The sequence below is a fragment of the Pseudomonas corni genome, from assembly GCF_057128765.1.
Window position 1 is genome coordinate 300,766 of record NZ_JBSKHW010000001.1, and the last position, 12,562, is coordinate 313,327.

9 protein-coding genes and 1 riboswitch are annotated in these 12,562 nt (G+C 60.9%); of the genes, 1 reads left to right on the forward strand and 8 read right to left on the reverse strand.

Annotated elements, in window-relative coordinates; all coding sequences use genetic code 11:
- Positions 1-358: 358 nt before the first annotated feature.
- The 7 genes from atzF to ACWKV9_RS01355 form a co-directional block, all read right to left on the reverse strand.
- Positions 359-2,170 carry an allophanate hydrolase gene (atzF, locus tag ACWKV9_RS01325; RefSeq protein ID WP_483834283.1) on the reverse strand — a complete coding sequence of 604 codons (1,812 nt, stop codon included), beginning with the start codon at positions 2,168-2,170 and terminating at the stop codon, positions 359-361.
- A 37-nt stretch (positions 2,171-2,207) separates the two neighbouring features.
- The gene (locus ACWKV9_RS01330; RefSeq protein ID WP_483834284.1) at positions 2,208-6,068 is read right to left on the reverse strand and encodes an urea carboxylase; all 3,861 of its coding nucleotides are present in this window, start codon (positions 6,066-6,068) and stop codon (positions 2,208-2,210) included.
- A gap of 121 nt (positions 6,069-6,189) precedes the next feature.
- Positions 6,190-6,813 (reverse strand): urea amidolyase associated protein UAAP2, encoded by a 624-nt coding sequence (locus ACWKV9_RS01335; RefSeq protein ID WP_483834285.1) that lies wholly within the window; start codon positions 6,811-6,813, stop codon positions 6,190-6,192.
- Between the two features lie 10 nt (positions 6,814-6,823).
- Positions 6,824-7,549: an urea amidolyase associated protein UAAP1 gene (locus ACWKV9_RS01340; protein WP_483834286.1), complete on the reverse strand. Its 726-nt coding sequence runs from the start codon at positions 7,547-7,549 to the stop codon at positions 6,824-6,826.
- Between the two features lie 12 nt (positions 7,550-7,561).
- Positions 7,562-8,326 carry an ABC transporter ATP-binding protein gene (locus tag ACWKV9_RS01345; protein ID WP_483834287.1) on the reverse strand — a complete coding sequence of 255 codons (765 nt, stop codon included), beginning with the start codon at positions 8,324-8,326 and terminating at the stop codon, positions 7,562-7,564.
- Positions 8,323-9,138, reverse strand: a complete 816-nt coding sequence (locus tag ACWKV9_RS01350; RefSeq protein ID WP_483834288.1) for an ABC transporter permease — start codon at positions 9,136-9,138, stop codon at positions 8,323-8,325. The genes ACWKV9_RS01345 and ACWKV9_RS01350 overlap by 4 nt, the downstream gene beginning before the upstream one ends.
- 28 nt (positions 9,139-9,166) lie before the next feature.
- The gene (locus ACWKV9_RS01355; protein WP_483834289.1) at positions 9,167-10,234 is read right to left on the reverse strand and encodes a putative urea ABC transporter substrate-binding protein; all 1,068 of its coding nucleotides are present in this window, start codon (positions 10,232-10,234) and stop codon (positions 9,167-9,169) included.
- A gap of 59 nt (positions 10,235-10,293) precedes the next feature.
- Positions 10,294-10,395, reverse strand: a riboswitch (guanidine-I (ykkC/yxkD leader).
- Between the two features lie 300 nt (positions 10,396-10,695).
- Between ACWKV9_RS01355 and ACWKV9_RS01360 the strand changes: the two genes are divergently transcribed.
- A complete protein-coding gene (locus ACWKV9_RS01360) occupies positions 10,696-11,274 on the forward strand; it encodes a hypothetical protein (RefSeq protein WP_483834290.1) in 579 nt (192 codons plus the stop codon).
- A 78-nt stretch (positions 11,275-11,352) separates the two neighbouring features.
- Here ACWKV9_RS01360 and ACWKV9_RS01365 read toward each other — a convergent pair whose 3' ends face one another.
- On the reverse strand, positions 11,353-12,465 hold the full coding sequence (locus ACWKV9_RS01365; protein WP_483834291.1) for an enoyl-CoA hydratase/isomerase family protein: 1,113 nt from the start codon (positions 12,463-12,465) through the stop codon (positions 11,353-11,355).
- Positions 12,466-12,562 lie beyond the last annotated feature (97 nt).

Genomic DNA, 12,562 nt, shown 5'->3' on the forward strand with positions numbered 1-12,562 from the left:
CAGGAGCGAACTTGTTCGCGAGCGTCATGCCTGACACCCCCCATCGCGCCTCTCGCCAACAAGTTGGCTCCTACAGAATAGATTTTCATGTGGGCTACATATGTATCGCGAGGCCCTCGGCAATTATGGAATCTGTAGGAGCGAACTTGTTCGCGAAGCGTCATGCCTGACACACCTCATCGCGCCTCTCGCCAACAAGTTGGCTCCTACAGAAGACGAATTTTTATGTGAGCTACATATGTATCGCGAGGCCCTCGGCAATTATTGAATCTGCAGGAGCGAACTTGTTCGCGAGCGTCATGCCTGACACCCCCCATCGCGCCTCTCGCCAACAAGTTGGCTCCTACAGAGCAATCCGTCAGCCCTTCAGATAGGCGCGCCAGCCGCCGAAATGGCTGATGTCGGTTGCGCCGTTCAGGCCATAGTTTTCGCAGATAAAACCGGTTTCCCATCGACCATCTGCCAGTTGCACTTTGCCCAGACCTAAAGGCGCCGGAATGCCGGTCAGGAATGAGCCCAATTCAAGGCTCGGCAACTCCCACACCTCGATGTCGATCGCTACGCCGCCCTGTTCCACTCGCACCATGCCTGGACGAAACGGCGGGCCACCTGCCAGTGCGTATAGCTGATAATCCGGCGAGCTTTGCGTCGCTTCAATGAGCCGGGCGCCGCGTTGTTTGAGCTGCCAGTTAAGCGCCAGACCGTCCAGGTGCGCGCCGCACACCACCAGGCGCGCGACATCATTGCGTGCGGCGTTGGCAAGCGCGCTTACGTCCAGCGACTGCCCGCCAATCAACGGCAATTGAGTTTCGGCCTGAAACGCCTGGGCCACGCTCAGCAAATATTGATCAGTGAACGCGCCGCCGAAAAGGGTCACTCCCCACGGCATGCCGTTGTCCATGAACGCGCTCGGCACGGCGATGGCGGCGTAGTCCAGCAGGTTGACGAAGTTGGTGTAATAACCCAATTCGGAGTTGCGCAGCACCGGTTCCGCGTCCAGCTCAGCGAGCGTCACCGGACGGCCGATGGTCGGCGTGACGACGAAATCCAGCCCTTCGAGCAACGCGTCACACTGAGCCTTGAGCGCCTGCAAACGGTACTGCGCGCGGAAGGTTTGCACGCCGGTCACCGAGGGTGCTTTGCCGAGTACGGCGCGTATCACCGGCAATATGGCTTCGGGATTTTTCGTCATCAAGTCCTCGACGACGCTGTAGCGCTCAGCAACCCACGGCCCTTCGTACAGCAAGCGCGCGGCTTCCAGGAAGGGCGAGAGGTCCAGCGTCACCTGCTCGCCACCCATGGCGGTAAGCCGGTCAATGGCATCACCGAACAGCAGCGGTCCTTGGGCGCAGCCAAAATATTCCAGGTCTTGCGCTCGCGGCACGCCGAAGCGGAAGGGACGCGGTTTACCGAACGCAGAGCCATCGTTCCAGGACGGATTACGGCGGCTGTACTCGTCGCGTGGGTCGAGGCGGGCGGTTAGAGCGAGCAACTGACTGGCTTCGCGCGCGGTGGCGGTAAACGTGGTGACGCAATCCAGGGTGCGGCAGGCAGGCACCACGCCGCCGGTTGAAATCAGCCCTTTGGTGGCTTTCATGCCCACCAGATTATTCAGCCCAGCCGGCACGCGGCCTGAACCTGCGGTGTCCGTGCCCAGCGCAAAACTGGACACGCCCAGCGCTACTGCCAGGGACGAACCGGCGCTCGATCCTCCGGACGGATAATCCATGTTCACGCTGTTTGGGCAGGCTCCATAGGGCGATCGGCTGCCGTTCAAACCGGTGGCGAACTGGTCCAGATTGGTCTTGCCCAGCGGGATCGCGCCAAGGCTCAGCAACTGTTCGACGATAGTTGCCGAACGCTCCGGCGTATAGGCGAAGTCGGGGCAGGCGGCGGTGGTTGGAATGCCCGCCAGATCAATGTTGTCCTTGATCGAAAAAGGCACGCCATACAGCGGCAAATCTTTTAACTCGCGGCCTTCCAGCGCGGACAGATAGGGCTCCAGTTCCTCGACGCTGAGCAGGTGAATGAACAAGTGATAGTCGGGATTCAGCGCCGCCGCTTTTTCGCGCAGGGCGAGGATCAACTGGCGAGGCGTCTGGCTGCCGTTTTGGTAAGCGGCGCGCACGCTGTCCAGGCGCAGGTCGAATGAAGACGTGTTGTCAGTCATAGCAAGATTCCATAGTCGTTAAAAAAGTTGAACCGCTTCATTCGGCTGCCAGCACCACAACCCGTTGCCCGGCGCGCACGGCCGATCCGGGTTGCACGCGCACTTCCCGCACCACGCCGGTAATCGGCGCGAGGACAGGAATTTCCATCTTCATCGATTCCAGAATTACCAGGGTTTCCCCGGCTTCCACCCGTTGGCCGACGCTGACCTGCACTTGCCACAAGTTGCCAGCGATGTGGCTGTCGACGCTGGTCTGACCTGATTGCAGTGGTGCTTCATCGGTGGCTTCGACAACCGCTTCATCGCTCTCGAACGTCGCCTGACCGTTGGCGATCCAGCGCTCGCGCTCAGCCTGAAAGGCGCTTTGCTGTTGCTCACGAAACGCGGCGATACCTTCGGCTTCCTGGACGAGAAATGCCTGGTAATCGACCAGATTCAAGATGCTGTGTTCGATCTGTAGCGGGTAGCGCCCAAGGGGGAAATCCCGACGAATGCGCAGCAGTTCTTCGGCGCTGACCGGGTAGAAGCGGATCTGATCGAAGAAGCGCAGCAGCCACGGTTTGCCGTCGAACGCGGCGACTTCACGGTAGCGATTCCACATCTGCAGCGTGCGCCCGACGAACTGGTAGCCGCCGGGGCCTTCCATGCCGTAGACGCACATGTACGCGCCGCCGATGCCTACGGAGTTCTCGGCGGTCCAGGTGCGGGCCGGGTTGTATTTGGTGGTGACCAGACGATGACGCGGGTCCAGCGGCGTGGCGACCGGCGCCCCGAGATAGACGTCTCCCAGGCCCATGACCAGATAGCTGGCGTCGAATACCGTGCGCTGCACTTCGTCCAGATTGGGCAGGTCGTTGATGCGACGGATGAACTCCAGATTACTTGGGCACCAAGGGGCGTCCTTGCGCACGGTGGTCATGTATTTTTCGATGGCAAGCTGGCAAGCCGGATCGTCCCAGGACAGCGGCAAGTGGACGATACGCGAGGGCACTTCCAGGTTTTTGCTGGCGCACACGGCATCCCATTCACCGGCGACGATGTCCAGCAGATCGGCCAGCGGCAGTTGTTCGGGCTGGTAATGCACTTGCAGCGAGCGAATGCCCGGCGTCAGATCGATCACCCCGTGCAGGGATTTGGCTTGCAGTGCCTGCATCAGCGCGTGGCCCCGGAAGCGCAGCACCAGGTCCAGTTCCGGCGCACCGATTTCCAGCAGCAAGTGCGTGTCCCCCGAGAGCCTCGCGACCAGACGCGTGTCGTCGCTGCCGATATCCAGCACAACCGGCGATGTCAGGGCGATCTCCTGTGGGAGCGGACCTGTCCGCGAATGCGGTGTCTCAGGCGATGAAGGTGCGTCGCATGTACCAGCCTCTTCGCGGACAGGTCCGCTCCCACGGTTTTGTGGTGCTGCCGGGTTTTGCGCCGCGACACTGATCCCCTGTGGGAGGGAGCTTGCTCGCGATTGCGGTGTTTCTGTCTCTGGGGATGTCGGGGATTCACCGGCCTCTTCGCGAGCAAGCTCCCTCCCACGGAGATCGTTTTTCAATTTTAGGGCGCGAGCCGCTTCGACGGTGACCGGCGAAAACCGTACTTTATCCCCCGCCTTCAACTGCCCCAACTGCCACAAATCCGCCTCGATGATCGTCACCGGGCAGACAAACCCGCCCAGGCTTGGACCGTCTGGCCCCAGGATCACGGGCATGTCCCCGGTGAAATCCACTGCGCCGATCGCATACGGATTGTCGTGGATATTTGAGGGGTGCAAACCTGCCTCCCCACCATCGGCCCGCACCCATTCCGGCTTGGGCCCGATCAGCCGCACGCCGGTGCGGCTGGAGTTGAAATGCACTTCCCAGTCGGTGGCGAAGAAGGTCTCGATGTACTGTTCAGTGAAATATTCCGGCGCGCCGTGGGGGCCGTAAATCACCCGGATATCACGCACCGCAGGCAGCTCATGAACCTGATCGTCCATGAGCTGCTGCCCCACCAAGCGGCTCGTTTCCATTGACTGACACACTGCATTCGCGGGCAAGCGCGCTCCTACAGGCGATGCAGATGCTTCGTGATCAGCCAGCGACGACAGATGCAGCACATCCCCGGCGCGCAGCGCCCGACCGCCATGCCCGCCAAACTGCCCCAACGTAAAGGTGCTTTTACTGCCTAGATAATCCGGCACGTCCAGCCCGCCGTGCACGCACAGATAACTGCGAGCGCCAGCACCGAGGATGGTGCCAATTGCCAGCGTCGACCCAGCGCCGATCAGCAGCGCCGTGTTCATCGGCTGCGACACACCATCCAGCGTCAGTGGAATCACCGCGCCAGTCACTGCCACCACCGCATCAGTATTGAAGCGCAGCACCGGTCCGCTCATGGTGATTTCCAGCGCGGCGCAGCCCTCGGCATTACCCAGCAACAGATTGCCCAGGCGCAATGAGCGGCTGTCCATTGGTCCTGACGGCGGTACACCGACGGCCCAGTAACCGAGACGGCCGGGGTAGTCCTGCACGCTGGTCTGCGTGCCGCCGCTCAACACTTCAAACGTATCGGCGCGGTAGACCAGATTCTCCAGGCATCGGGTCCACGGCTGACCGCTGGCGAATGGGGCGTCGCTGATGATCTGGCGCAGGTAATCGCGGTTGGTTTCCACACCGTACAAGCGGCTGTCGCGCAGCGCTTGTTCCAGCCCGGCGCTGGCGGTGGCCCGGTCGGGCGCCCAACTGATCAACTTGGCGATCATCGGATCGAAGTAAGGCGGAATTTCGCAGCCGGCTTCCACCCACGTGTCGATGCGCAACTGTTTCCCATCGGCAGCGGGGAAGTGCACCGCCGTCAGCAAGCCGGGACTTGGTCGAAAATCCCGACCCGGATCTTCAGCGTACAGCCGCGCCTGAATCGCATGGCCGCTGGCCTTCAAGCCGGTTTGTAGCTCGGACAACGGCGGCAAATCTCCGGCGGCCAATTGCACCATCCAGCTCACCAGATCGACGTTCCAGACCTGCTCAGTCACACCATGCTCGACCTGCAAACGAGTGTTCACTTCCAGGAAGTAAAAGCGCTGATCATCGCTGTCGAACACGAATTCCACGGTCCCGGCGCTGCGGTAGTCCACCGCTTTGGCCAGCTTGATCGCCGCCGCGCACAACTCCTCGGCCATACCTTCGGGCAGGTTCGGCGCAGGGGTTTCCTCGAGGACTTTCTGATTGCGGCGCTGCACCGAACAGTCGCGCACCCCCAGGGCAATGACCTCGCCCTGACCGTCGCCGAACACCTGAACTTCCAGATGGCGGGCGCGCTGAATGTATTTCTCGATGAATACGCCTGCGTCGCTGAAATTGTTCTGTCCCAGGCGTTTGACGGCCTCGAACGACTCGCTCAGTTCGCTGGCGCTGCGGCACACACGCATGCCAATACCGCCGCCGCCCGCCGTGCTTTTCAGCATCACCGGGTAGCCGATTATTTCAGCGGCCGACAGAGCCGACTCAATGCTGTCCAGCAACTCAGTGCCTTCGAGCATCGGCACGCCGTGCTGCTTGGCGAGGGCGCGTGCCGTGTGCTTGAGCCCAAATACCCGCAGTTGCTGAGGCGTCGGCCCAACGAAGGCGATGCCCGCGTCTTCGCAGGCTTGGGCGAAGGCAGCGTTCTCCGAAAGAAACCCATAACCGGGATGAATGGCCTTGGCGCCCGTTGCTTGAGCGATAGCAAGAATCTTGTCCACCGCCAGATAGGTGCCCGCCGCGCCGCCTTCGCCCAGGCTATGTGCCTCGTCGGCTTGAAGAATGTGCAGGCTGGCGGCGTCGGCTTCGGAGTAGACCGCAACGCCTTCTACGTTCAGGTCCCGCAGTGTGCGCAGAATGCGGCAGGCAATGGCGCCGCGGTTAGCGATCAGCAGTTTGTCGAACATGGTGGTGACCCCGGGGATTGAGTGTGATCAATCCCAAACTGGGAAGCGGGCCGTCCCGCTGTTAAACGATCTGCACAACGGTCGTCCGCTGTGGCTGAACCAATACTGGGGCGCTGAGCGATCAGTCCCAGACCAGCAACTCGGCCGCTGTCGGGTTGTAGCCGTTGCACGGGTTGTTCAGTTGCGGGCAGTTGGAGATCAGCACGATCACGTCCATTTCAGCGCGCAGCTCCACGTACTTGCCAGCGCCGGAAATCCCGTCTTCAAACGTCAGGCCGCCATCGGCGGTGACCGGGACGTTCATGAAGAAATTGATGTTCGGGCTGATGTCGCGCTTGCCCAGCCGACCGTCGTGGATGCAGGCCCGCAGAAAGCTGTCGCGGCAGCTGTGCATGTGGCGTTTATCCAGGGCGTAACGCACGGTGTTGCTCTCCTGAGCGCAGGCGCCGCCGAGGGTGTCGTGACGCCCGCAGGTGTCTTCGACGATGGTCAGCATCGGCCGACCGAGGTTGGAATACAGCACGCTGCCTTTGCTCAGGTACACGTTGTTCTGCCGACGCAACGTGCGCTGCACGTCGTAGCGTTCACGTGGATTGGCCAGGCTGTAAAACAGCGTGTCCACCGCCTGATTGCCTTCAAGGTCCAGCAAGCGCAGGGTTTGTCCGGCCTTGAGTTCGGTCAGTGAAGGCTCGCCTGCCGCGACGTGCGTGATGGAAACGGGAGCTGTGGTGGCTGGAGTTGTCATGGGGGCCTCCTCAGGCGAACAGGCGGTCGGTGTTGATAAAACCGCGCACGTTTTCGGCGCGAGAAGTGCGGCAGTGCTCGGCGACGCTGGCGTCGGCCTTCATCCAGGTCAGCTTGACCGGTTGCGGCGCGTATTCAGGGTTGGGGTCCATCGGGTGCTGCAACGCGGTCAGCACGATGAGGGTGTCCATCGGCGCGTACAGCTCGATGTAGTCACCGGCTTTCGAGTTGTTGGCGACGAATGCCAGGGCCCCTTGGTCGTCGACGTTGACCCGGCTGAACAGATTCAGGGTCATCAGTAAGTCAGCCAGACCCAGATCCCACTTGCCCAACTCCACCAACAGGTTGTCCGCGCCATTACGGAAGAACCCGTTGCGCAGTTCCTGATAGCGCCCCTGGCCGTACTTTTCGGCGACTTCTTCGGCGCAAAGCACGCCACCGATGCTGTCGCTCCAACCACAGGTGTCGGCAGTGATCGCCGCCAGCACCCGGCCCATGTCCGAATACAGGCAGTGGCCGTCGGTGAGCTTGGCGGTGTGTTGGCATTTGAGGCTGTCGGGCAGGTTCAAACGCTCGGTTTTCTCGTTGGCGTTGAGCATCGTCAGGCTGACGTTGGCGTTGCCATTTAAATCAGTCAGGCGCAGCAATTCGCCGCGCTTGAGCACGAATGACAAGTGTCCGCCGCCGGGCAAAACGTCTTCGGCAAACACGGGGAACAGCGGGGTGGAATCAGTCATGTGAAAAGTCCTCTAGACCGTTTGCAGCGATTCAATGGCGGCGCGTGCGGCGCGGCGATCGCTGTTCAGGGGAATGTCGTAAGTGATGCGGGCGCCATAGGCACCGGGGGCGTGCGGGTCGTGGCGGACCTTGTCGAAAACCATCAGCCGCGTGCCCAGGTTGAAGCCTTCGGAGAGGTCGTGAGTAACCATGAACACCGTCAGTTGGGTCTCGCGCCACAGCTCCAGCAACAGGGCGTGCATGTCTTTGCGGATGCCGGGGTCCAGCGCGCCGAATGGCTCATCGAGCAGCAAAACCCGAGGCTTCATGATCAGCGCTTGAGCGATGGCCAGACGTTGCTGCATCCCGCCTGAGAGTTGCGTCGGGTATTTGTCCAGCGAGTGACCGAGCCCGACTTTGTGCAGCAAAACCGACGCCTGGTCGCGAGCCTCGCGCTTGGCGTTGCCGAACAGGCGACCTAGCAATGCCGAGTGCGGCAGTTCCAGGCCCAGCGCGACGTTGTCCAGCACGCTCAAGTGCGGGAACACCGAGTAGCGCTGAAACACCACGCCACGGCTGGAATCCGGTTCGCTGGCCAAGGGTTTGCCGTCCAGCAGAATCGAGCCCTTGCTCGGCACTTCCTGACCCAGCAGCAGACGCAGGAAGGTTGATTTGCCGCAGCCCGACGCGCCGACCAATGTGCAGAATTCACCCTCGGCCACGCTCAGATTCAAGCCTTCGAGCACCACTTGATCGTCGTATTGCTGCCAGACGTTATTCACCGAAATGAAGCTCATGGCCGCGCTCCTTCGTACCAGGGGAACGCCTTGCGAGTCAGCGCTTTTAGGCCCCAATCCATCAGCCAGGCAAGGAGGGTGATCCACACCACGTAGGGCAGGATCACGTCCATCGCCAGGTAACGGCGCACCAGGAAGATCCGGTAACCGAGGCCGTCCGTGGAAGCGATGGCCTCGGCAGCGATCAAAAACAGCCACGCAGAGCCCAGCACCAGCCGCAACGAGATCAACAAGCGTGGCAGCACTTGTGGCAGCACGACGCGCAGGATCAACGTCCAGGTTGTGGCACCCAGGGTTTGTGCCTTGATCAGCAGCTCCACCGGGATTTCCCGTGCGCGTTGCTCCAGATCACGGGCCAGAATCGGCGTGATGCCGATCACGATCAGCATCACTTTCGACAGCTCGCCCAGGCCAAAAACGATGAACAGGATGGGGAGGATCGCCAGCGGCGGCACCATCGACAGCACTGTCAGCAACGGCGACAGCGGTGCGCCGAACATCGGCAGAATGCCTGACGCCGTACCCAGGCACAGCCCGACGAGAGCGCTGATGCCAAGGCCGATTGCCAGCCGTTGCAGGCTGGCGGCGGTGTCCTGCCACAACAGGTATTCCCCGGTCCGGGTATCCGGAACAATCGCAACGCGTTTGATCGCCTCGGTCATTTGCACAGCGCTGGGCAACAGCTTGTCGTTGGGGTTTTCCGTCAGCCGCGTCGCCGAGCCCATGAAATAGGCAAGCAGCAACAGGGCGAACGGCAGGATCACCAGAATCAAACGGCTGGCGCGATCCGGACGGCGGTTAATCAGTCGCATAACAAAGACCTTCGAAACGAGTGACGATTTACAACTTGCCGTCGGCAGCCATCTGCACGTAGCTCGGGTCGAAGTGCAGCTTGAGATTAGCCTTGTCGCCTTCGGTCACGTTATTGGCGAAAGTCATGCCGACAGCGCTGGCGTCTTTGGCGCCTTCACCCAGCAGGCCGTGCTCAAAGGAGAAGTCCGCCACTTTGCGCATGGTGGTTGGCAGCGCTTTGCTGTTGGCGAACTCAAGAGTTTCTTTCGGGGTGAAGAACAGCTTGGTGGTCGCCAGTTGCGACTTGAAGCCGGCAAGGTCGGTGCCTGAGGCTTTGGCCATGTGCTCAAGGGCTTCGGTGGACGCGGCGGTCTTGGCGTTCATGGTGTCCATCACTTCAAACCAGGCACCAGTCAGTGCTTTGCCCAACGCAGGGTTGTCTTTGAGGGTCTGGGTGTTGACCACCATCATGTCCATGATTTCGCCGGGGATCTTGCTCGAATCGAACACTTCGGTGACGCCGGGCTTGGCCTTGATCTCAGAAAGCATCGGGTTCCAGGTGGTGACGGCTTTGACGTCACTGGTGTTGAAAGCGGCAGCGATGTCAGCGTCGGAGGTGTTGACGACTTTCAGGTCTTTTTCGGTGAGATCGACGGTGTCCAGCGCGCGGGCCAGCAGGTAGTGGGAAACCGACAGCTCCACAAGGTTGACGTCCATGCCCTTGAGGTCAGCGACTTTCTTGCCTTCGCCCTTGATCACGATGCCGTCGTTGCCGTTGGAGAAGTCGCTGACGATCAGCGCGGTGCTTTCCACGCCGCCAGCGGCAGGGATGGTCAGTGCATCCATGTTGGTCATGGTGCAGCCATCGAACTGGCCAGCGGTGTATTGGTTGATCGATTCGACGTAGTCGTTGAGCTGGGTGACTTTGATGTTGATGTTGTACTTCTTGGCCCACTTGTCGACGATGCCTTGAGTGCCAGCGTATTCCCACGGCATCCAGCCTGCGTAGATGGTCCAGCAGACGTTGAAGTCTTTCTTGGGGGCGGCGGTGGCCGAGAGGCTGAGGGCTGCGAAGACGCCTGCGGTGAGCAGACTCAATAGACGGGACTTTTGCATGGGGTATCTCCAGTAGCGAAAAGGGGCGGTCAGGAGCACGGCGACACCACTGGTGTCCTGTCTCCCGGGCTTTTATCCCGCCGTGTAACCTCTACTGGAGGTCGCCAACTCTCGGACCAGCCACTCGCGAATCGCGAGCCGGAACCCTAGTCGGCTATTGCAAATTGTGGTGCCGCGAACCTGTGATGACTCCTGCACGATGAATTCTTAAGCGAGAGTTGTGCCAATTCGCTATAAGTCTGCGCCAGCGCGGGGTTCAGCGATGTCTGCGATATCAAGAGGTCAGTTACGTGATTTTATTTGCACATAAACCGCACCGTCTCGGGGCGCCGTCCGGCGGCTGCGATACGTGTCGGGGCACTCGATCATGGTTTTGCAGTCTATTTACTTGTCTGCCTGCTGCTTGGCGGATGCCGACCAGCGTCGCTGGTTCGAGCCCTACCGCGGTCCGGGAGGCCGCCATGTATCGACGAATCCTGCTTACTCTTTTCATGACTTCCACGCTTGCAGGTTGTTACGCAGATTCCGGCTACTACCAGGAAGAGGTGTATACGCAGCCGGTCTATGCTCAGCCTGTTTATACCCAACCGGTTTACGGAGGCGGGTACGGCAGCACCTACATCTATGACGGCGGTTATCGCTCCTACCGGCGTGATGTGTATGTAGCGCCACGTTATTACGCGCCACCGCCGCGTTACTACAACGGCTATGGCGGTCGCCCAGGCTACGGCGGACCACGACCGGGTTATGGCGGTCCGGGCTGGAATGGACCCAGGCCTGGTTACGGCGACGGCCGACCTGGCGGTGGTCACGGCTGGAACGGCGGACCTCGCCCTGGCTCCGGCTATCAACCCGGCCGACCACCCGGTGGCGGCGGAGGTGGCGGTGGTCCGCGTCCCGGCTGGAACGGTAATCCCGGAGGCGGTGGCGGGGGACATCAGCCGGGCCCAGGCCCAAGCCGCCCAAGCGGCGGCAACATGCGCCAGGATGGCAATTTCGGTAACGGCGGCCATGGTGGGCCGGGCGGCGGGAATCGCTGATTCCCAAACACAAAAACGGCGCTCTCAGGAGCGCCGTTTTTTATCCAGCCGCCACATACCTTTTCACCTCAGCGGCAGTCAATACTCGGATAAATCCGCCAACGGATGCCGTCCCTCCCACGCCTTTTCAAAATGCGCGTCGATCACCGCAAGCGGAATCGTTGCGACGTCCTGCCAGTGCCAGTGCGGGGTGTGGTCTTTGTCGATCAATCGCGCGCGCACCCCTTCGCTGAATTCAGGATGACGGCAACAATTAAGGCTCATGGTGTATTCCATCTGGAACACCTCGGCCAGGGACATATGTTTGGCCCGGGCGATCTGCTCCCACACCAGATGCGCGGTTAATGGACAACCTTCGGTCAAGGTCTTGGCGGCTTTGGCCAGCAGCGCGTCATTGCCGCCGAGCTGGTGCTTGATGGCATTCCAGGCACAAGGCACGTCGGCAATGTCCAGCAGCTCGTCGATTTGCTCCCGACGCGGCAGCCACTGCGCTGGCGGCAATTGCGGCCTGGCTTCATGCTCAAGCGCTTTGAACAGGCTGTTGAGCTGCACGGCGGTCTGCTCCTGCCAATTGAGTTGCAGCAGGCGTTCGATCATTTCCTCTTGCTGGTCGTCCAGCAGGAAGCGGTCGGCCAGATCCAGATCCAGCGCGTCATGGCCATTGATGTGGGCACCGGTCAGGCCCAGAAACAAGCCCAACTTGCCTGGCAGTCTCGACAGAAACCAGCTGGCGCCCACATCCGGATACAGACCGATGCTGATCTCCGGCATCGCCAACCGACTGCTGGGTGTCACCACGCGAATATTGGCGCCCTGCAACAAGCCCATACCGCCCCCTAGCACGTAGCCGTGCCCCCAGCAGATGAGCGGTTTGGGATAGGTGTGCAGCGAGTAGTCCAGACGATATTCAGCGGCGAAAAACTGCGCTGCCAGCGGAGGCACCTCGCCCTTATGGTTGCGGCCTGCTTCTACCAGTGCACGCACATCGCCTCCGGCGCAGAAGGCTTTCGGGCCATTGCCGCGCAGCAGCACGCAGACAATTTGCGGGTCGCTGGCCCAGGCATCGAGGCGGTCCTGTAGCGCCAGAATCATTGGCAGCGACAGGGCATTCAATGATTGTTCGGCATCCAGACTGGCGATCCCGATGCGGGCGCCGTCAGTACCGGTGAGTTCTTCGAATTGCAGATTCATCGTGACCTCAAGTGAGTGGTACGGAGCATCTATCGAGGTTGTGAGTCCCCGTGACGCGCAGAAGTTGCACATCTGATCTGAGGAGAGTGTAGGAAAC